We start from the raw sequence: 21,614 nt of genomic DNA, 5'->3' as shown, positions 1-21,614 counted from the left end.
TGAATTCACTAAGTGAACAACCTATTCAAATCAATGAAAAGCCAAAATTCACTCATGAACATGTAGTTTTTATAAACGAACTTAGTTGATCGATAATTACCGGCTTTTTACCAAATAAAAAGAGGAGTTCGATAAATTAAATAGCTAGAAATCTCCAATTAGAATTTATTTGTTTCATAATCAAAACGGAACAAAATGAATCTAATACTCAACAATCTAAATAAAACATACGCTAACGGAGTCAAAGCTTTAGATAATCTCTCATTAGAAATACCTAGTGGTATGTTTGGTTTATTAGGCCCCAATGGCGCGGGAAAATCATCATTAATGAGAACCTTATCCACATTACAAGAAATCGACAGCGGTTCTGCTTTTCTGGGAGAAATAAACATAATAAAAGATCCAATAGCACTAAGAAAAGTCTTAGGGTATTTACCACAAGAGTTTGGCGTGTATCCAAAAATTACCGCTAAACAGTTGTTAGATCATATGGCCATATTAAAAGGCGTGTCTGTAAAAAAAGAACGAAAAGAACTGGTAAACTATTTATTACAAAAAGTAAATCTATATGAAAAACGTAATAAAGAAGTGAAAGGGTTTTCTGGAGGAATGAAACAAAGGATAGGTATTGCTCAAGCATTAATCGGCAACCCAAAACTAATTATTGTCGACGAACCCACGGCTGGTTTAGATCCTGGAGAAAGAAATAGATTTCATAATCTTTTAGCGGATGTTGCCAATGATGTCATTGTCATACTATCCACCCATATTGTAGAAGACGTTAGAGAACTGTGTCAGAACATGGCAATCATGAATACTGGTAAGATCATTTGCAAAGGCAAACCTCAACAGGTTATTGACGAACTGCATAATAAAGTTTGGCAAAAGCTCATTAATCGGAATGAACTAGAAAGTTACAAAAATACACATACCGTAATATCAAATAAAATGGTTGGAGGCAACCCGCTAATCCACGTATTAAGTGACGAAAAACCTTCTGAAGGATTTCTACAAGTAAACCCAACATTAGAGGATGTGTTTTTTGCAAAGATCAATACCATAAAAAGTAATTAAAAAATCTACAATTATGTTTAAAACATTCTTTATAAAGGAAGTCATAACGGGCCTTAAAAGACCTATGATTTATATATTCTTAGTCATTTTTACTATTATATCGGCTGCTGGTACGATAAACTTAGATATTACTTTTGGAGGTGCTACCGGAAACGTTTTTAAAAATGCGCCATATGTCGTTAGTATGTATACCGCCAACTTATGTATTATAGCACTACTAATTGCAACCGCTTATTTTAACAATGCAGCTTTAAAAGATTATCAAAACAACTTCGCAGGGATCTTATTTAGCACGTCCATACATAAAGCAAGTTATTATTTTGGTAGGTTTTTTGGGGGCTTAGTTTTAGCTACTCTACCTTTATTAGGCGTGTTTTTAGGATTCTCTATAGTTACAGAAATAGGTTTGGAAGCTGGAATTGAAAACGCTAAAACAATCAGCGCCTTACAACCCAAAACATTTATCAATAACTTCTTATTGTTTGTTCTGCCGAATATGTTTGTTTCTGGTGCGATCATTTTTGCTATTGCTACCAAATGGAAAAGCACAATCATTTCATTTATTGCTACCATTATCATTATAGTTTTCTATTTACTTTCTGGTACATTCATAAACGATATTAGTACAGAAGGATTAGCTGCGATAACAGATATGATTGGCTTAAGAGCATATACGATAGATACCAAATACTTTACTCCAATAGAGAAAAATACGCAAGTAGTATCTTTCTCTGGATGGTTACTCATTAATAGATTACTTTGGGTAAGCATCGGGATAGCGACGCTAATGGTTTCTTATTCTTCTTTTTCGTTTGTTCAGAAACAACAAAAAATAAAAAAATCAAAGAAGCATGTTATACGTAATACGTCGACACAGATACTTTACCTTCCTAAAATAAATAGCAGTTTTAATTTTCACACCTCTTGGTTACAATTTGTTAGTTTTTTAAAGAGTAATCTTTACACGATTCTAAAAAGTAGCACCTTCAAAATATTACTGTTTTTTGGAGTACTTATCTTAATAAATAAACTAATAAACGGATTTGAATATTACGGATTACAATCTTATCATGTAACTAGCAAGATGCTAGCTTTTAATCGACCTATCAGCATGATTATGGGAATGATACTATTGGTCTTTTTTAGTGGTGAATTGGTATGGAGAGAACGAAAAAATAGTATTAGTGAAGTAATTGATAGCACACCTCACATATCGTTAACTATCCTTTTAGCTAAAATTAGCTCGCTAATTACGATTAGTCTTTTGTTTGATATCTTACTAATTATAATCTCTATTGTATATCAACTATTTAACGGATATACTAATCCAGAAATAACTGTTTACCTACAAGATTTTTTATATGCAGGATTACCAACATATGTTATTTGGTCGTGCATCCTAATAAGCCTTCAAATATTTATAAATAATAAGTATTTGACGTATTTCGTATCCATATTACTCATCTTTTTAATTGAATTTTTAGTTATCGATATTCTAGGAATTAAATCCTATATGGTAAATCTTGGATTTTCACCAACCTATACATATTCTGATATGAATGGATTTAGTCGGGTGTTAACCGCTAAAAACTGGTTTAATGCATACTGGATTCTTTTTGGAATCCTATCGGTTACTATTGCAAGTTTATTTTGGAATAGAGGTGTTATAAAAGGAACCAAAAACAGACTTAAATCTGCTAAAAAGCATGTTACTAAGAACTACGTTCTAACTCTCTTTATTTGCACTTTCTTATTTGGGATAACAGCTAGTTTTGTATACTATAACACCCAAATTCTGAATACGTACCATACTACTAACGAGATTAAAAAAATGCAAGAATCGTATGAAAGAAAATATAAAAAGTATGAACACCTTGTACAACCCAAAAACGTCGCAATACAGTATAATATCGATATCTATCCGAATGAAAGAAATGTAATATCTAAATCAATAATAACGATTGAGAATAAAAGTGACTCTCCTATCGATGCTCTTCATTATTCATTGTATTATTTCTTAGGAGAGGGGAATGAAAACGTTGACTTACAGAAGTCAAATTGGATAAAAAAATTGACCATCCCAAATTCAAAACTAGTCCTCAATGATGAAGAATTAGGGTATCAAATTTTTAAACTAAAAACTCCTTTAGCTCCGAATGCCAGAATGGATATTATCGTAGATACGGAATATATAAGTCACGGATTCGAGAATAACATTTCTAATATCAGAGTTGTAGAAAACGGAACCTTCTTTGATTCTACGCATATATTACCATCCACAGGATACGAACCTTATAATGAATTAATGAATGAAAATGATAGAAAACAAGCAGGGTTAAAACCACGAAAATCAACAACTACATTAGAAGAAAAAGATGCTGAAAACCTGCAAGAAAATTACATCACCAGAAAAGCATCCGATTGGGTAGACATAGAAACCATTATTTCGACTACAGCTGATCAAACAGCTATTTCACCTGGTTCTTTAATCAAACAATGGACTGCGGACGGTAGAGTTTATTATCATTACAAAAATGATCATCAATCTATCAATTTCACCAACTTTATGTCGGCAAGATATGAGGTCGCAAAGAAAAAATGGAATGATATTGATGTAGAAGTATATTATCACAAATCTCACGCATACAATATTTCTATAATGCAAGATGCCGTAGAAAAATCACTGAAGTACTATACTAAGAACTTTGGCCCTTATTTTCATAAACAAGCCAGAATTGTAGAAATCCCTAAATACTACAATTTTGCACAAGCTTTTCCGGGGACAATGCCATATACTGAAGGAGGCGGATTTATCACTAATCTCACCAACAAAAACGATAATAATGTTATCTATTCGATTATTGCACATGAAATGGCACATCAATATTGGGCACACCAAGTAATTGGTGCTAATATAGAAGGAGCGACTATGTTATCCGAAAGTTTCGCTGAATATTCAGCATTAATGGTGATGAAAAATGAGCTCAAAGATGATTTAAAAATGAAGAAACTTTTAGCATACGATTTCGAAAGATATTTAACTGGTAGAAGTAATGAAACACAAAAAGAAGTACCACTCATAAAAGTTAAAGATCAAGGATATATTCATTATGGTAAGGGGAGTTTAGTTTTATATGCATTGCAAGACTACATCGGCGAGGAAAAAGTAAACGAAGCTTTAAAGGAATTTTTAAATGCTTATAAATACAAAGGAGCACCCTATCCAACTACCTTAGATTTCATAACCTATTTACAGCCAAAAATCCCGAACGATTTGCAGTTTCTTCTAACGGACTGGTTTAAAGAAATTACATTGTATGATTATAGTATAAAAAAGGCTACTTATAAAACATTACATAATGGAAACTATGAAGTAACTTTAACTATCAATGCTTCAAAAATAAAAGTAGATAGTCTAGGTAAAAAATATAAAGTTAACCCACACAATTGGGTAAATATAGGTTTGTTTTCTGAAGATAAAAACGAGTTTCTAATTTCTAAACGAGTATTAATCGACACAGAAGAAAAGAGCCTTACTTTAGAGGTAGATCAACTTCCTCTAGAAGCAGTAATCGATCCCAAAAGATTATTAATTGAGCTAAATATTGATGATAATACATATCAGATAGAAGAAAGTAAGTAAGCATCTTGGAATACTTAATTTAAGCCCAAGCAAGCTTCGCACAAAGCTGTTTCTTTTATTAAGAGCAGCTTTTTTATAAAAAGCGATAAGCAAAAATGACAATCTTGATTTACCCTTTTAAAAAGTATTAATTACTAGAAAGAAAACTCATAACATATTCCTTATAACTTGCTCCAATAGGAATTTCTTTATCCCCGATCTCTACATCAACCTTAGTAAAAGCTGTTACTTTTATAATATTAACGATAAATGAACGATGTATTCTTAAAAAATTATCAGGCAATTTAAGTTTAAAATTAGTAATCGAATCCTTTGTCATAATAGAGGCATCTTTCAAGTGGATTCTTACGTAATCTTTAATACTTTCAATATAAAGTATTTCTTCAAAATTAATTTTAATAAACTTCTTATTAGAATTCACGTATAGATGATCATTAGTAATTGCAGATTCCTTAATTTCTTCTCTTATAACTACAGTATTAACTAATGCTTTGTATTTGTTGATAGCTTTAAAAAAACGCATAAATGAAATTGGCTTCAATAAATAATCTACTACATCCAGCAGTTCATAACTTTCAATAGCATAGTTACGATATGCCGTTGTGAAAATAATTTTCGGTGGGTTCTTAAGTGATTTAACAAAATCTAAACCAGACAATAAAGGCATTTCAATATCCAAAAAAATAAGATCAATTGTTGAATCTTTAAGCTTATCAAAAGCTTCAATAGGATCCGTATAACTTGCTACAAGTTCTGCATCAGGAATTTGCTTTAAATGAGCTTGTATTACTTCGAGCGCTAGAGGTTCATCATCAATAGCTATACATCTTATTTTTTTCATGGTCTAACTCAAATCTATCAATAATTCTACAAAATAACTATCCTGTTTCTCATCTATTTCTAATGTATACTTGTTAGGATAATTAATTTCTAATTGGCGTTTAAGGTTACTAGTTCCAATTCCTGATTTTGTATTCGTTACTTGTTTTACTGAATCATTAAGTTTTGTATTAAATACTTTAAACTTTATACTATTACCAGAAACTAATAAATCAATATGTATTTTGGCGTTCTTAGGATCGCTGCTCACTCCATGCTTGAATGCATTTTCTATAAGCGGTAATAGAACCAAGGGTGCTATTTGAGTATTCAGATCATCTACTCTCTTTTCAAACGAAACATCCAGTGCATTACCATACCGTAGGGATTCTAGATCTATAAAACCTTGTATTAGTTCAATTTCTTTTTCAATCGAGATACTTGCCTGATCACTTTGATATAAAATAAAATCAAGTAATTCTGATAGTTTCAAAACTACTTTTGGTGCTAAATCTGATTTTGCCAATGTAAGCGCATATAAATTATTAAGTGTATTAAATAAAAAATGTGGTTGAATTTGCGCCTTTAAGAATTTCAATTCACTCGTAGCTTTTTCTTTCTGCAATATTTCTATTTGATGTTTCTCTTCGAATCGAGTTTTAATAGCTTTAACAGCTATCATGATAAGGGCATATGTATACACTGCAGGACAGTATACAGAAAATATATAGATAAAATCTAGCAAGATTTCTTTAATAGTTTCTTGTTCAAAATTTTCTCTAAAAAAGGGTTCTACAATATGAACTACATTAAACCTTGCAAAAGCAGATAGAAAATATACACTTAAAAAAATGGATACAAAAAATAAAAAGTATCGCTTTTTTAAAAGAAGTTTAGGTAACTGATAATAATTAAGAAAATAAGCTGCGGCAATTTGCGAGGGTAACATTGCCAAATTGCTTAGCGCATTAGGTTTAAAAGTTCCTGAATCCAAAACTCCTAATATTGTAAATATCACTAGAAAAGAACACCAAAACAGTATATGCGAAAGAACTCTATTCTGTAGAACATTATCCAAAAATGAATTATTGTTTTTCATACACCATAAAAATACATATTAATGATGCGTAATAGAGCACAAAACTCCTAACACTGAATAACTCCGTATAGAAAGCTGTTTCCAACTGATCAATATAACACCCCTTCTTAATCAAGTTTCTATTTGCAGAAAACATCAGTTCGTCTATTTAATATTTTATGTGGTCTTTTAACCAATACTTTTGGTTTATAATCAAAATAAAACGAATACTTATGAAAACTTTAATTACATTTTTGATCATCTTATTTATTAGCAGTATATCTGCAAAATCTCAAACTTGCGAAGATCTCCTAAAAGCAGTTAAAAGTAATGATAAAAACAAAGTCGAACAGCTTTTAAAAACTGTTAATCCCAATTGTACATATAAAGGATTAATACAACCAAGAACTCCATTAGGAATGGCATCTTTAAACGGGAATCTACCTATCGCGAAACTGCTTTTTAGCGCAGGAGCTAAAACCTCTTATAGATATAAAAATGATGCAAGTGCACTTATGATTGCTGCGCAAAACAGTCATTTTGAATTCTCAAAATACTTGATCACAAAAGGAGCCGACGTAAACCAAAAAATTAGTGGTGATGGAACTCCATTAATGTCCGCCATAAAAGGAAATAATAGCGAAATTGTAAAACTGTTTTTAAAAGAAGGCGCTAACCCCAATAGCGAAGTAGAAGGAGATGGCAATCCAATTCAATTAGCAGGAGCTTCAGGAAATATCGAAATCTTAAAACTACTGCTTTCATCTAATGGAGATATTGATAAAGAAACTATTGGTGATGGTACTGCTTTGATACAAGCGTCAGTCAAAGGAGATCTTGCGATGGTAGAAGCTTTGGTATCTCTTGGTGCCGACGTGAATAAAAAAAGTGATCGCGATGGAAATCCATTAATCGTAGCTTCTAAAAGAGGCCATTTAGAAATCGTTAAGTTCTTGGTAAACAAAGGTGCCGATGTAAATGCTTTTGTTTCTGGAGATGAAACACCTCTTATCGGAGCCGCGTGGAATGGACATTTAGAAACAGTAAAATTCCTAGTTGATAAAGGTGCTGATATAAATAAATCTGTACGAGACAGTTACTCTATACTATCCGAAAAAAGAAGTGCTTTAAAAATGGCTAAGAGAGGAAATCATCAAGAGGTTATTAGTTATTTAGTAGACAAAGGAGCGGTACGATAAATTCATAATTTACATACTAATGAAAACAATATATATCTACTTTTTACTATTATTATTTTCAACTTTTGTTGTACGGGCTCAAAACAACAGCAGTAAACTTTCAAATTCGGTAAATTCTAAAATTGAAACTTTAGCAAAAGCCTTTTTAGCACAAACCCATGCTGCAGGAATGTCAATTGCCATTAGTAAAAATGGAGACCTGATATATGCAGATGGATTTGGCTACGCAAATATTGAAGAGGGTATTAAAATGGAACCAACTATACGAGTACGTACAGCATCTGTAGCCAAAGTCATAACGGCCACTGCATTGGGCCGTTTGGCATCAGAAGGGAAATTAGATTTTGATGCTCCAGTAAAAACATATATCCCCTACATAAAAGAACCTTATAAAAACTTGACTACACGTCAACTAGCAGGGCACACTTCTGGATTAGAGCACCGTCCAAAAGGAAATCGGTATAAAAAAAAACAATACACTTCTATTAGGGAAACGGTAGAATTAATGAAGGCTCCGCTTCTTTTTCCACCTGATACGGATTATAAATATTCCACGCACGCTTATAATTTATTAGCAGCAGTTATTGAAGGTGCATCAGGAAAAAGCTACTTGGAGTATATGCAAAAATATATATTCGATCCTTTAAAAATGGTTAACACCAAAGCTGAAAATATAAATATGCTATCTAAAAAAGATGCACAATTATATTATATAAAAAAGAATCAATTACGCGAGGAGAGAATTACTAACGGAAGTTATAAAATTCCTGGAGCTAGTTTTAGAAGCACCTCTATAGATTTAGTAAAAATGATGAATGCATACAGCACTGATTTCATTTCAGAAGCTGTGGTTGCAGAAATGTTTAAAAGTCATCAATTACTAAATGGGACAAAAACCAATGTAGGAATTGCTTGGCGCACCTCAATTGATCCTTTTGGAAACAAAGTTATTGAACATGCTGGCAATTGGTTAGGTGCTAGAACTGTAGTTGCCTATTTTCCAGAAGAAAATGTAAGTATTTCCCTGATGGTAAATACCAGTTGTCAAGTTCTTATTGAAGAAACCGCACATATATTTGCTCAAATCGTGAGAGAGCATCACAAAACAAATTCACTTCTACGAATAAAAAATCAAAAAGTCGAGTTAACTTTTAACTCTAATAAAGGTTCAAAAGAATTTAAAGGAACTCTTTCGTTTGATCAAAAAAACGGATTATTAGAGACTACAAATGACAACTTTTTAAAATCCAATCCTATTTATTATTTAGGCAGCAAAGATCATTATACATTAGCCACACCATATGGTCTTTTATATCTAAGTCTTCTAGAAAAAGAGTTCCTAGAAGGTAGATTGTACACTTATTTTAATAGACAATCAGTAAATCCAGTAGAAGAAAAGCCAATAGCTACTTTTAAAACTCTTTAAGAATTATCTCAATAACTACCAAAAAAGTCCTAGCGTGCTAGGACTTTTTTAAATATATTCTAGAAGCTAAGATAAACTTTGATTAAATCTCAAACTTATCCAAGCTTACTTTTTCTTGTTGATTATAGAGCTTAATAAACTTTACTTCTTTACGTTCTTCTGGTAATCCATAATTATGATAAATAGTATACTTCATAAAAACTGGATTCATTTCAGAAATGTTTTCATTAAGACACTTAATATTAACAGTCCATTGACCCTTAAATGTTTTATCTAAAACAAATTCTTTAGAAACGATACCTTGTTCTAATTCTTTTAAAAGTTCTTTGGGTTGATCCTCATAATTGTGTGACCATTTAAAATACTTATTATCTGGATTCACAAATTGAAGCTCGAAAGATGCTTTTGGATCATTCCAATCAAAAACAATTCTTGCAGGAACGCTATGTACCTTCAGGTAATCTTTCGGAATATCTTCATATACGATTTCCGACCTATGGTTGTTCAGAAAGTTACGGAATTGTGATATCAATTGTTTCGACACACCATCAAACTCTGCACGATCATGTTTATTAGCTAACATTTCTTCGTACATATCAAGAGCTTTTGTATATTTCTTATTTTCCGTATACACTCGTGCTAGGTCCAAATACGATTGTGCGTATCCAGGTTTAAGTTTTATTAATTTTTCATAAAACCATAACGCCTTATCTATTTGCTGCATTTCTTCTAATTTAAATGCTAAAGATCGTATTGCTTTATAATTATCGTTTCCTACTTCGGCAAGATTGGATAAAACCTCTTCAGAAAACTTTTTATCCCACCGCATAAAATACTCTGATGCATAGATATAAAAAGGAACTTTAAAAGCATATTCTTCTTTTAGTTTATAATAAGACGCTAATGCTTCCTGATATGAAGTACTATCCCATAATTCACTTAAATATTCAGGTCTATTATGACTAATATCTAGCAACAGTACTGACTCATTATAGTCGTTTCCTTTTACTAATAAAGTATCCTGTTGTTTTTTATAAAACTCTAATGAGCCTACTTTAGTTTCAATTACGATAACACCTCCAGCACCATCAGTCCCGTATATAATTGATCCCTGTAAACCTGCTATTAATGATATACTTTTAATCTGAAATGGTTGTATAAAATTTGGTGGTTGACGAAATGGAATTCCATCAACTATAAAAAGAGGATCAACTCCAGGAATAAACTGTGCACCTGGACCCAAAGAAGGCCTTGCTCCACGATTTTGACCTAGAGAGTTTGGACCTCTTACGGTATATCTTGCCAAATCTCCTGTTCCATTTACAGATACTCCAGGAAACCTACCTCTGATAAGATCCGAAAGAAAAATTGCTGATTCGGGAAACTCATCATTAGTTAAAGTTTTAGTTGCATTAATTAATCTTTTCCTTTTCTCAGTAACCTTATTTTTATCTGATTTGGATGAAATATCAACCTGATCAAGTTTATCGTATCTGGCTGTTAGCTGTACTATTGATTTCTTCGTATCCTCTACAGACATCTCTTTTGTCTTCATTCCGAAATGTTCAAAAACTAAAACATCATCTTGTTCTGCATCAATACTAAATTCGCCATTAGCATTGGTTTCTGTTTCTACAAAGCTTCCTTTTACACGAACTGTACATCCCTGAACTGGGTTTTCATTATCAAAAACTTTACTCGAAATAAGCTCTACTGTATTCCATTTCTCATCATAGACAAACGCATCTTTTGTATGAAACTGCAAATGTTTAAGAGCATCAGAGAGACTATTTTTTGATAAATGAATGTAAAAACCATTACTATACCTACCTGTTCGCTGTAATGTGATATGATCTCCTTCTTGTTTACTATTTACGAAAAAAATTGGTGTTGTATAGTTAAATTCATGCTCCCCATATGTTGCTAATCCATCTGTAAAAACAAAATACATATCGGTAGATTTCTCATTTAAAAAGAGTTCTGAAAAATTGCTTGCACCATTATATGGTAAATTTTCTATAGCTGATAAAATCTTCTCACTCCTTCCTTCTATTATCTTAAATGTTTGCTGTTTTTGTAAATGATTTGAAAAGGGAATAAGGTCTACCTTTATATTACCAACCGATGATAAATATTCTTGTAATAAGGTTTTTTCTTCATCCAAATTTCTATTTTGCATAGAAAGTGAAGTGTCCCAATAAATAGTAATATGATCCGGTTGCTGTCTTTTCATACCAATATTTTCCGATATAAGATCTACCGTTTCTATTGAAAAAGCCTCTCCTGACTCGTAAACCTGCCTCCATTTACTTTGGTTAATAGCTCTAGAATATACTTTACCATAATCACTACTTCCTATTTGAAAATCAACTACATCTCCATATACTTCAACTAATTCTAATGCAATAGCAAAATCATTTTGTAACGTAATATTGTATGGAGATAAATCAATTATTTCTTCACCTTCTTTGACAGAAATAGTGTGATAAATATTCTTGTGCAGTACATTCTTGTTTGGTTTTCCTAATCTTTCATTGTAAATATTAACTCTTACCAAAATACTATCTGATGCATTTTTCAAAATATTAAACCTTACTTTATGAATTTGCACATTTTTTTGACCTAACTTAATCAAAGAAGCTATTTCGCTCCCTAGTGGTTGATTATTATTCCATGATAATTTATGGTTAAATTGATCTGTATTACATCCTATGGTGTTGATTTGATATTTCCCCGAAAACTTTTTTTCTTTTCCCTCTAAAGACTTAGGGTTTGGTTTTAAGGATATTTTATTGTTTTTAGTAAGCAAATTATAAAACTCACCTGCAGAGAATGTTAGTGTTTGATATCCTATCTTAGAAAACTTAATAATCCCCGTCTTTTTAATACTTAATTCATCATAGAAAAGACTGAAAGAACCATCTTTCTTGGTTACTGTTCCGATCCCTTGATCAATGAACCCTACATTTGTATAAGGTATAGGTTTATTAGAAAATTGATCTATTACATATGCATCTACTCGTATATTATATTGAGCAGAAAGGGTAATTGGTAATAAAATTAAACTGAAAAAAAATAGTAATTTGTGTAAATTCATATAATATCATTTTAGAAATTATTAATACGGATTCTACAAAACCTCTTCTTCAAATTGACATGCTAGGAATACAGTTTTTGCCCATAGGTTTTGCCCCCCAAATTTGTCCATACAAGAACTATTAAATAGCATCAATTATAATACCAAAATTGAGGGGGAAAACTTCCATTTTGATTTTTTTTACTGTAAAGGAATAATTAAAAAATCTTTGGCTAACACCATTGGAATTTCTACTAATATGTTAATCCAAAAATGCTGGCTACAACCCATTTTATAACCTAAAGATTTGTTGTTGTTTTACACCGCTATATTTTTAAGAAAATACGAAAAGAATATCAAGTTTAATTTCTTAAAATAAAAAAGCTCCGGTAAATACCAGAGCTTTTTTATTAATCGATAATTTCAATAATATCATTGATTATATCTCAAACCTATCTAGGCTTACTTTTTCTTTTTGATCATATAATTTAATAAACTTCAATTCTTTACGCTCTTCTGGTAATCCATAATTATGATAAATAGTATACTTCATTACCGCAGGATTTAAAGATGAAGTGACTTCTCCCAAATATTTGATATTTACAATCCACTCTCCCTGAAATTTTTTATCCAGTATAAACTCTTTAGAAGTAATTCCTTGTTCTAGCTCTTTTAATAGTTCTTCCGGTTGGTTTTCATAATAATGAGACCATTTAAAATATTTATTTTCAGGATTTACAAACTGAAGTTCGAAAGCCGCATTAGGATCATTCCAATCAAAAACAATTCGAACTGGAGAACTTTTAACTCTCAAATACGCTTCAGGAATATCTGTGTAAGATACCTGAGCTCTATGATTATTCATAAAACTCTGTAGCTGTGAAGTTAATTGCTTCCAAACACCATCAAACTTTACATTATCATTCTTATTGGCAAGCATTTCTTTATACAGATCAAAAGCCTCTACATAATTTGCATTTTCTGTATAAATTCTGGCCAGATCCAAATATGATTGTGCATAATTAGGCTTTAGTTCTCGTAACTTCTCATAAACTAGCAAGGCTTTATCCACCTGTTTTGTTTCCTCTAGCTTAAACGCCAATGCACGCATTGCTTTGTAATTATGATTCCCTATCTCGGCTATATTAGACAACACTTCTTTAGAAAAGTCTTCATTCCACATAGTAAAATATTCTGCTGTCTGAAGATAAAATGAAATATCAGTAAAATAAGTATCTCTTAATTCGTAATACGAAGCTAGCGCTTCATTGTACGTTGCACTATTCCATAAATCGTTCAGATATGCTGGCTTATTCTTATTCTCATCTAATAAAAGCACTGATTCATTATAATCATTTCCTTTTACTAATAAAGAATTTGCTTCATCATCTGGACCAAAATCGGGAGAATTTAGTTTGGTTTCTATAATAAAAACACCTCCTGCTCCCAAAGCACCATACCTTACAGTACCAGACATACCACTAATTACAGAAATACTTTTAATAATAAAAGGTTGTAAAAACTCCGGAGGTCTTGTATACTGAACACCATCTACCACAAATAAGGGTGGAATTTCTAAATTAATAGACCTTCTACCTCGTATTCGATATACTACTCGGTCTCCATCTCCAATCACCTGAACACCAGGGAATCTACCTCGAATAATATCAGATAAAAAAATTGCCGACTTTGGAAAGTCTTCTTGTTCTAAAACATAATTAGCACTTCCTAACCTTCTTTTATTTACTTTTTGATCTCCTCTATTTACAATTTCTTCTCCACCGCTTGACTTCTTAGATTGTAGATTTACTTCATCCAATCTATCATATTTAGAAACCAAATCTACTTTTACATCTTTTGCTTCCGATAGTGTTATATCTTTTTTAACCATACCAAAATGCTCAAAAACTAAAATATCTCCACTTTTGGCATCGATTAAAAACTTTCCGTCGGCATCGGTTTCAGCCTCTATCAGAGAGCCTCTTACCCGAACAGCACAACCTTGAACTGGACTTTGATCAGAGAAAACTTCTCCAGAAACAAAATCTTCCGTGCTTTGTTTATTGTATACAGAAACATCAATACTATCTTTTAATAGATATGTAAGAACCTGAGTTGTGCTCATTTTAGGAAGATGTAGATAATAGCCTTCACTATATTGACTTGCCTCCTGAAGCGCAATATGATTCCCCTTATCTTTACTGTTTATGTAAAAAATAGGAACTTCATATTTCGTTTGATGCCCTCCATAAGTCGCTAAACCATCAGTAAAGACCAAATATTGATCTGTATCAAGGTTTTCGGGAAACAAATTTGAAAAATTACTCGCACCATTATAAGCAATATTTTCGACAGCCTTTATCAACTCTTTACTCTTACCCTTTCTAATATCAAAAGTTTGTTTATCATGAAGACGATTTGTAAACGGAATTAAGTCTACTCTTACCTCTTCTAAATTAGTTAAATACTTTTCTAATATTTTCTTTTCAGCTTCTAGATCTCTATTCCTCATTGATAAAGAAGCATCCCAATACACCGTTATATGCTGTGGTTTCTGTCTTTCTTTTGTTTCTTTTTGTGATTTTAAATAGGATGTTTCTACCTTAAATGCTATTCCTTTTTTATATAATCGCTTCCAAGCATCTTGACTTACATATCGCAAATAAGCTTTGCCATATTCACTGGCTGTTATTGCAAATTGTATGTCATCACCATATACTTTTATAAGTTCTAATGACATTACAAAATCATCATCCACTCTGATGTTATAGGCCGACAAATCAATGATTTCTTCTCCACTTTTCTTAGAAATTGTATGATAAATATTATTACGAAGTAGGTTGTTATTTGGCTTCCCTCTTTTTTCATCGTAAACATTTACCCTCACTAACAAACTATCTGCGGTATTCTCAAGGATATTAAATTTTAACTTTTGAATTTTCGTACCTCTCTTTTTTCCAAGTTTTATAAATGAGCCTATTTCTCCACCAAGTGCCTGCTTATCCTTCCAGTAAGCCATTAGATTAGCGTTGTAAGAGTAATACCCTAAGGAATCTTTAATACTTCTATCGGCAATAACTACTGCTTCCTCGAGAGCTTGTACATCTGGTTTTAAATAAATTTTATTGTCTTTAGTTAATAAATTATAAAATCTATTTGCCGAAAAACTCAATGTTTTATATCCAATACTAGAGATCTGTATGGTAGCTGTTTTAGGAATTCTTTCTTCGTCATATAATAACTGAAACCAACCATCTTCTCTACTCACCGTTCCTATTCCATTATCAACAAATCCTATATTCACATATGGAATAGGTTGATTTGTTTGCTGATCAATTATATAAGCCTCTATCCTAATGTTGTATTGTGAAAAAACTAGTATAGGAAGAAACCCAAAAAAAAATAAAAATAATAATTTGCGCATATTCATATTTCTAAGATTAATAAAGCCATTTTATTTAGTAATTACATTGAAACAACAATGTTAGCCCATCGATTATCTATCTATAATAAGATCAAAGTTTTTAGAGATTTATATTTATCCCACAACTTTAATACCAAGATAAAACAAAGAAACCTTAGATTTAAAAAATTAACCAAATCCTAACTATTGTTATACCATTTTGATCGGATTTAAACTGAAAATCAAAGCATTAAACCAATATTGTTAATAAAACCTGATAAAATAATTTTTAAATTTGAATCACTCATCTTAGATTTACAACCTAGGATCACTACATTATGGTATGTTTTTTGGGGAAAGAACAGCTATAATGATATAAGGGAATACAAATCAAAACTTGTGATTATGCAGTATAAAGTAATTGATACTAAAAGCCAACATTTTGGTAAAGTATTGGATTTTAAATCGTGCGCCGATGTTAAAGATCTAGGAGGTGTAATTTTAAAGATAGATGAAGAAACTTTCTCTCTTTTTCGGTTTAATGAAGTAGAAAAAATAGATACGATTCTTGCTAGTTAAAATATATCATTAATTGATACGTCAGATTTTTAATTGGACTGGAGTAATTCCATAATTCAACATAGGTTTATTAAATTAATTATTAATCTATCTTTTCCAAAGATATGATCAAGTCATCAATCCAGATATTTCTTGTTCCACCTCCAGTTTGATAATCAACCCAACCTAGTAGTATATTTTCCATTATCGGAAATTTCCATTGACCATTAGTATCATTTTCCACACAACCTTCTCCATTACCTACCACAGTTAGGGATTCTATTGATTCTCCATCCAACCATAACCGCATTCTATCTTGATTTCCATTAAAATACCATTGTAACGTAAACCATTTACCTTCTGGTATTTCTATATCAGAATGCTTCCAGCAATCACTTTTTACCCCTTGTGTTTCATAATTAGCCATCAACTTTTTATTATGCTGACCACCATATCTAATTTCCGAAGAATAATCTTCACTTTTTACCTTACCTGAACTCTGGATCATTGTCCAATGGATTCCGTTAGGAGAAGCCTCTTGAACATACATTTTTAGACTACCATAGTATGCATTATTTTTTAATGGAAAAATATTATTGATCCCTAAAAAAGCACGGTTATTATATCCTTCTCCCGTTACAAAATGGACTGATTTATTTCCGTTAAACGATTTGGTATCATCAATAACAGCAATTCCATTACCTGTCTTTTCCCAAGGATCACTTGGCGTTTCTCCAACAGAATACGCCTCGAAACTATCTTTATATAGAACTTCACTAGTCTCATTACAAGAAAGAAGTGACAAAAAAGCTAGTATCATTAAAATCCTTTTCTTCATTTTCTTAACTATTACCTAACCTAATTCTGTAATTCTTTTCACATATTTACCAATAACATCAAACTCCAAATTTACCACAGTACCAACATTAAAAGTATTAAAATTAGTATGTTCATATGTAAACGGGATAATAGCTACACTAAATTCATTCTTTTTAGAATTCACAACTGTTAAACTAACTCCATTAACAGTAACAGAACCTTTTTCGATCGTGATATTATTTAGCAAAGGATCATATTCAAAAGTAAAATACCAACTCCCATTTGCCTCTTTTATATTATTACAAACTGCAGTTTGATCTACATGCCCCTGAACAATATGGCCATCTAATCTAGCCCCAAGTTTCATTCCTCTTTCTAGATTCACAACACTTCCTTCTGTAAGATCATTTAAATTAGTTTTTTCTAAAGTCTCTTTAATAGCAGTAACAGTATAAGTGTCATCTAAAATAGAAACAACAGTAAGACAAACTCCATTATGGGAAACACTTTGGTCAATTTTTAATTCTGAAGTAAAATTCGCACGAACGGTAATATCTAAATTTTCTTGATCAATTTTCAGATTAGTAACTGTTCCCAATTCTTCGATGATTCCTGTAAACATAAATGCGAATTATTTAGTTAAATTTGTGACCTCAAAATTTGAGATCTTTTTTTAGATTTCAAAAATACTTATAAAGTAGATTATAATGAAGAAAGAAGAAAAAATAAGATTAGGTATATCAATAGGTGATCTAAACGGCATAGGAAGTGAAGTAGCTTTAAAGACATTTGCAGATTCTAGAATGCTTGATTTCTGCACTCCTGTAATTTTTGCATCCGTTAAAATTCTTTCTTTTCTTAAAAAGAAGTATAATATTAATGTTAATCTTCATGGAATTGATAAGACTTCACAAATTATAGATGGAAAAATAAATGTCTTAAATGTCTGGAAAGAAGGAGTTGATATTAATTTTGGACAAGAAGATGAAAAAATTGGAGCTTATGCTATAAAATCACTAAAAGCAGCTACCAAATCATTAAAAAATGATGAAATAGATGTACTTGTAACCGCTCCAATTAACAAACATAGTATTCAATCAGAAGATTTTAATTTTCCAGGGCATACAGATTATTTAGATAAAGAATTAGAGGGAAACAGCTTAATGTTTATGATTACAGATACATTAAAAGTTGGTTTGCTCACAGATCATGTAGCCGTTAAGGACATTGCTGATACGATAACTCCTAAACTTATCGAGCAAAAAGTTGATACCATTTACACTACTTTAAAACAAGATTTTGGCATTAGTAAACCAAAAATAGCAATTTTAGGAATTAATCCTCATAGTGGAGACAATGGTGTCATAGGAAAAGAAGATGAAGAAATTCTAAAACCTACTATCAAGAAAATAAATGAGTCCGGTAAATTAGTATACGGACCTTATGCAGCGGACAGCTTTTTTGGATCAAATAGTTATAAAACATTCGATGCGATCGTTGCATCTTACCATGATCAAGGTTTGATTCCTTTTAAAACATTATCTTTTGGCAAAGGCGTTAACTATACAGCAGGTTTACACAAAGTACGAACATCTCCCGATCATGGGACTGCATTTGAAATTGCAGGAAAAAATAAAGCTGATAATGGATCGTTTAAGGAGGCTGTGTTTGCGGCTTTGAAAATTTTCAAAAACAGAAATGAGTACAAAGAGTTAACAAAAAACCCATTAAAGAAACAACCTCGAAAACCCCAATATAAAAGCAACAAAGAACAATAATTAAAAAGAAAATTAATTGAGTATATCCATACTTAAGTGCTAAAACATTGTCAGAGACTAACTTTCTGATATAATTTTATTTACAAAAATGCATTCATAACGATTTTTTGTTATCTTTGCACCCGCCTTTGCCGAATTGGCAGAGACTCAAAACTGATGATGAAATGAAACCACTAAAAGAGTTTAATATCCCTTTTGTTGGACTGAAGCAAGGATTACACAAGTTTGAGTATCAGATTGGCAATACGTTCTTTGAACATTTTGAGTATGATGAATTTAATGCATCTGCAATTAAAGTTGATTTGGAGTTTAATAAAAAAACGACAATGTTAGAGCTTGGATTTGTGGCCAATGGTACCATAAATGTTAATTGCGATGTCACCAATGAACCTTTTAATTTACCTATTAAGAATGAATTCTTTTTAGTTGTTAAATTTGGAGAAGAGTACAACAATGAGAACGAAGAAATTCTTATTATTCCTTACGGAGAATATGAAATCAACGTTCAACAATATATTTATGAACTTATTGTATTAGGAGTACCTTCTAAAAGAGTTCACCCTGGTGTCGAAGATGGAACATTAGAATCTGATATACTTGAAAAACTAGAAGAATTAAGCCCGAAAGAGAAAACATTAGAAAATGATAACGAGGAAATTGATCCTCGTTGGGATAAATTAAAAAACTTATTAAACGATAAATAATAGCTAAGCAATGGCACATCCTAAGAGAAAAATCTCCAAAACAAGAAGAGATAAGAGAAGAACACATTATAAAGCTACTGTACCACAAATAGCTACAGATCCTACAACAGGAGAAGCACATTTATACCACAGAGCACATTGGTTCGAAGGTAAATTATATTACCGTGGTCAAGTAATTATTGACAATACTGAAGAAGAAGTAGCTTAAGTATATTGTTAAAATTCTAACAAGAACTCTCACAAATGTGAGAGTTTTTTTGTTTTTAGTTGAATATGTGTCAAAATCCAATTATTTTGCGCCATATTTGCATGTAATTTAGTATTTTCAACCACTTTTTATGCGTTTTGTATAACAAGTAACGAAATGAGCTAAGCAATTTATTGATGCTAATTCCTGAAAAGCGAGCAAGCAACAGAGTTATTAGCGAATTCCATCTGAAACCAAATAAAAGATTCAGGTGAAACTAAAATCAAGATATGAGTAAAATCACAGCCGCTATCACAGCTGTAGGCGCTTATGTGCCGGACTATGTGTTATCTAATGATATATTAGCAACCATGGTCGATACAAACGATGAATGGATCACCACTCGTACTGGTATTAAAGAACGAAGAATACTTAAAGAAGAAGGCAAAGGAAGCTCTTTCTTAGGTATAAAAGCAGCAGAAGATTTAATTGCTAAAAAAAATCTCGATCCCAAAGAGATAGATATGGTAATATTCGCAACTGCTACTCCGGATCTTCCAGTAGCAGCAACAGCAGCATATGCTGCATCTGAGATAGGAGCGATAAACGCTTTTTCTTATGACTTACAAGCTGCTTGTTCTAGCTTTTTATACGGAATGTCTACCGCAGCCAGCTATATAGAAGCAGGAAGATATAAGAAAATATTACTAATCGGAGCTGATAAAATGTCTTCAATAATTGATTATACAGATCGAACGACTTGTATCATCTTTGGAGATGGAGGTGGTGCAGCCCTTTTTGAACCTAATGAAGAAGGGTTAGGACTACAAGACGAATATTTACGTACGGATGGAGTGGGTCGCCAATTTTTAAAAATTGAAGCCGGAGGATCTATTTTACCACCAACCGAAGAAACAATAGCAAATAGACAACATTTTGTACAACAAGACGGTAAATCTGTTTTTAAGTACGCTGTTTCCAATATGGCAGATGCTAGTACTAAAATCATGGAACGTAATAATATTACAGGAGATGATGTAGATTGGCTTGTTGCGCATCAAGCTAATAAACGTATTATTGATGCTACTGCTAATAGAATGAACCTAGACGATAGTAAAGTTCTTATGAATATTCATAGATATGGTAATACTACCTCAGCAACTTTACCTTTATTATTAAGTGATTACGAAAAACAACTCAAAAAAGGAGATAATATAGTATTTGCCTCATTCGGTGGAGGCTTTACTTGGGGTTCCATTTTCTTAAAATGGGCCTATAATTCCTAAACAACTAAAACACACAATACCCAACATTATGGATTTAAAAGAAATTCAGAATTTAATCAAATTCGTGGCCAAATCTGGGGCTAGCGAAGTGAAGTTAGAGATGGAAGATGTAAAAATTACTATCAGAACAACTTCAGAAGACAACAAAGAAACAACAATTGTACAACAAATACCTGTAGGTAGTGCAGTCCCAGCAGCACAACCTGTAACACAAGTACAAGCTGCTGCGCCAGTTGCAGCTGCAGAAACACCCGCAGCAAAAGAAGAAGACGATTCTAAATACATTACTATAAAATCTCCTATCATAGGAACACTTTATAGAAAACCATCTCCGGATAAATCAACTTTTGTAGAAGTTGGAGACACAATCAAAGAAGGAGATGTGCTTTGTATCATCGAAGCAATGAAACTTTTCAATGAAATTGAAAGTGAAGTCTCAGGTAAAATTGTTAAGATTTTAGCTGATGATAATTCTCCTGTAGAATTTGATCAACCATTATTTTTAATAGACCCATCATAACCCAATTTTAAAATTCCAATTGACAAATCCCAAAATCCAATAGT

At 31.8% G+C, this 21,614-nt stretch carries 16 protein-coding genes; 10 read left to right on the top strand and 6 right to left on the bottom strand.

Annotation, left to right across the window (positions count from 1 at the left end):
* The first annotated feature begins 195 nt into the window (after positions 1-195).
* Together J8L88_RS02120 and J8L88_RS02115 are read left to right on the top strand one after the other, a co-directional pair.
* Positions 196-1,074: an ABC transporter ATP-binding protein gene (locus tag J8L88_RS02120; RefSeq protein WP_211059815.1), complete on the top strand. Its 879-nt coding sequence runs from the start codon at positions 196-198 to the stop codon at positions 1,072-1,074.
* A 13-nt stretch (positions 1,075-1,087) separates the two neighbouring features.
* Positions 1,088-4,717 (top strand): M1 family aminopeptidase, encoded by a 3,630-nt coding sequence (locus J8L88_RS02115; RefSeq protein WP_211059814.1) that lies wholly within the window; start codon positions 1,088-1,090, stop codon positions 4,715-4,717.
* Between the two features lie 127 nt (positions 4,718-4,844).
* On the opposite strand, the gene J8L88_RS02110 is transcribed toward J8L88_RS02115, so the two are convergent.
* Together J8L88_RS02110 and J8L88_RS02105 are read right to left on the bottom strand one after the other, a co-directional pair.
* Entirely contained in the window at positions 4,845-5,558 is a 714-nt protein-coding gene (locus tag J8L88_RS02110; protein WP_211059813.1) for a LytTR family DNA-binding domain-containing protein, read from the bottom strand.
* Positions 5,559-5,561: 3 nt separating this feature from the next.
* Positions 5,562-6,635: a sensor histidine kinase gene (locus tag J8L88_RS02105; protein ID WP_211059812.1), complete on the bottom strand. Its 1,074-nt coding sequence runs from the start codon at positions 6,633-6,635 to the stop codon at positions 5,562-5,564.
* A 212-nt stretch (positions 6,636-6,847) separates the two neighbouring features.
* On the opposite strand from J8L88_RS02105, the gene J8L88_RS02100 reads away from it, so the two are divergent.
* Both J8L88_RS02100 and J8L88_RS02095 read left to right on the top strand, forming a co-directional pair.
* The gene (locus J8L88_RS02100) at positions 6,848-7,813 is read left to right on the top strand and encodes an ankyrin repeat domain-containing protein (protein ID WP_211059811.1); all 966 of its coding nucleotides are present in this window, start codon (positions 6,848-6,850) and stop codon (positions 7,811-7,813) included.
* Between the two features lie 19 nt (positions 7,814-7,832).
* Positions 7,833-9,239 (top strand): serine hydrolase, encoded by a 1,407-nt coding sequence (locus tag J8L88_RS02095; protein WP_211059810.1) that lies wholly within the window; start codon positions 7,833-7,835, stop codon positions 9,237-9,239.
* Positions 9,240-9,321: 82 nt separating this feature from the next.
* On the opposite strand, the gene J8L88_RS02090 is transcribed toward J8L88_RS02095, so the two are convergent.
* Entirely contained in the window at positions 9,322-12,336 is a 3,015-nt protein-coding gene (locus J8L88_RS02090) for a carboxypeptidase-like regulatory domain-containing protein (protein ID WP_211059809.1), read from the bottom strand.
* Positions 12,337-12,754: 418 nt separating this feature from the next.
* Positions 12,755-15,739: a carboxypeptidase-like regulatory domain-containing protein gene (locus J8L88_RS02085; RefSeq protein WP_211059808.1), complete on the bottom strand. Its 2,985-nt coding sequence runs from the start codon at positions 15,737-15,739 to the stop codon at positions 12,755-12,757.
* A gap of 384 nt (positions 15,740-16,123) precedes the next feature.
* Here J8L88_RS02085 and J8L88_RS02080 point away from each other — a divergent pair, with 384 nt between their 5' ends.
* Positions 16,124-16,297 (top strand): hypothetical protein, encoded by a 174-nt coding sequence (locus J8L88_RS02080; RefSeq protein WP_155839739.1) that lies wholly within the window; start codon positions 16,124-16,126, stop codon positions 16,295-16,297.
* An 82-nt stretch (positions 16,298-16,379) separates the two neighbouring features.
* On the opposite strand, the gene J8L88_RS02075 is transcribed toward J8L88_RS02080, so the two are convergent.
* Positions 16,380-17,114 (bottom strand): hypothetical protein, encoded by a 735-nt coding sequence (locus J8L88_RS02075; RefSeq protein WP_211059807.1) that lies wholly within the window; start codon positions 17,112-17,114, stop codon positions 16,380-16,382.
* A gap of 15 nt (positions 17,115-17,129) precedes the next feature.
* Positions 17,130-17,717, bottom strand: coding sequence for a riboflavin synthase (locus J8L88_RS02070; RefSeq protein ID WP_027394694.1), 588 nt, complete (start codon positions 17,715-17,717; stop codon positions 17,130-17,132).
* Between the two features lie 85 nt (positions 17,718-17,802).
* Here J8L88_RS02070 and pdxA point away from each other — a divergent pair, with 85 nt between their 5' ends.
* The 5 genes from pdxA (at position 17,803) to accB (ending at position 21,570) form a co-directional block, all read left to right on the top strand.
* Complete coding sequence (gene pdxA / locus J8L88_RS02065) at positions 17,803-18,873, top strand: 4-hydroxythreonine-4-phosphate dehydrogenase PdxA (protein WP_027394693.1); 1,071 nt, start codon at positions 17,803-17,805, stop codon at positions 18,871-18,873.
* 164 nt (positions 18,874-19,037) lie between these two features.
* The gene (locus tag J8L88_RS02060) at positions 19,038-19,577 is read left to right on the top strand and encodes a DUF177 domain-containing protein (protein ID WP_027394692.1); all 540 of its coding nucleotides are present in this window, start codon (positions 19,038-19,040) and stop codon (positions 19,575-19,577) included.
* A gap of 10 nt (positions 19,578-19,587) precedes the next feature.
* Positions 19,588-19,785: a 50S ribosomal protein L32 gene (rpmF, locus tag J8L88_RS02055; RefSeq protein WP_027394691.1), complete on the top strand. Its 198-nt coding sequence runs from the start codon at positions 19,588-19,590 to the stop codon at positions 19,783-19,785.
* 269 nt (positions 19,786-20,054) lie between these two features.
* Positions 20,055-21,050, top strand: a complete 996-nt coding sequence (locus J8L88_RS02050) for a beta-ketoacyl-ACP synthase III (protein ID WP_027394690.1) — start codon at positions 20,055-20,057, stop codon at positions 21,048-21,050.
* Between the two features lie 28 nt (positions 21,051-21,078).
* Positions 21,079-21,570 (top strand): acetyl-CoA carboxylase biotin carboxyl carrier protein, encoded by a 492-nt coding sequence (gene accB, locus J8L88_RS02045; RefSeq protein ID WP_118388099.1) that lies wholly within the window; start codon positions 21,079-21,081, stop codon positions 21,568-21,570.
* Positions 21,571-21,614: the final 44 nt, after the last annotated feature.

Source organism: Aquimarina sp. MMG015 (assembly GCF_018100855.1).
Taxonomy (GTDB): domain Bacteria; phylum Bacteroidota; class Bacteroidia; order Flavobacteriales; family Flavobacteriaceae; genus Aquimarina; species Aquimarina latercula.
The sequence above is the reverse complement of the archived record's forward strand: the minus strand, read 5'-3'. Positions and strand labels throughout refer to the sequence as shown.

Coding starts and splice junctions, on each gene's coding strand:
- J8L88_RS02110 (WP_211059813.1), bottom strand. CDS start 5,558: ATGAAAAAAATAAGATGTATAGCTATTGATGATGAACCTCTAGCGCTC.
- rpmF (WP_027394691.1), top strand. CDS start 19,588: ATGGCACATCCTAAGAGAAAAATCTCCAAAACAAGAAGAGATAAGAGA.
- J8L88_RS02090 (WP_211059809.1), bottom strand. CDS start 12,336: ATGAATTTACACAAATTACTATTTTTTTTCAGTTTAATTTTATTACCA.
- J8L88_RS02105 (WP_211059812.1), bottom strand. CDS start 6,635: ATGAAAAACAATAATTCATTTTTGGATAATGTTCTACAGAATAGAGTT.
- J8L88_RS02070 (WP_027394694.1), bottom strand. CDS start 17,717: ATGTTTACAGGAATCATCGAAGAATTGGGAACAGTTACTAATCTGAAA.
- J8L88_RS02120 (WP_211059815.1), top strand. CDS start 196: ATGAATCTAATACTCAACAATCTAAATAAAACATACGCTAACGGAGTC.
- J8L88_RS02075 (WP_211059807.1), bottom strand. CDS start 17,114: ATGAAGAAAAGGATTTTAATGATACTAGCTTTTTTGTCACTTCTTTCT.
- J8L88_RS02100 (WP_211059811.1), top strand. CDS start 6,848: ATGAAAACTTTAATTACATTTTTGATCATCTTATTTATTAGCAGTATA.
- accB (WP_118388099.1), top strand. CDS start 21,079: ATGGATTTAAAAGAAATTCAGAATTTAATCAAATTCGTGGCCAAATCT.
- J8L88_RS02080 (WP_155839739.1), top strand. CDS start 16,124: ATGCAGTATAAAGTAATTGATACTAAAAGCCAACATTTTGGTAAAGTA.
- J8L88_RS02050 (WP_027394690.1), top strand. CDS start 20,055: ATGAGTAAAATCACAGCCGCTATCACAGCTGTAGGCGCTTATGTGCCG.
- J8L88_RS02060 (WP_027394692.1), top strand. CDS start 19,038: ATGAAACCACTAAAAGAGTTTAATATCCCTTTTGTTGGACTGAAGCAA.
- J8L88_RS02095 (WP_211059810.1), top strand. CDS start 7,833: ATGAAAACAATATATATCTACTTTTTACTATTATTATTTTCAACTTTT.
- pdxA (WP_027394693.1), top strand. CDS start 17,803: ATGAAGAAAGAAGAAAAAATAAGATTAGGTATATCAATAGGTGATCTA.
- J8L88_RS02115 (WP_211059814.1), top strand. CDS start 1,088: ATGTTTAAAACATTCTTTATAAAGGAAGTCATAACGGGCCTTAAAAGA.
- J8L88_RS02085 (WP_211059808.1), bottom strand. CDS start 15,739: ATGCGCAAATTATTATTTTTATTTTTTTTTGGGTTTCTTCCTATACTA.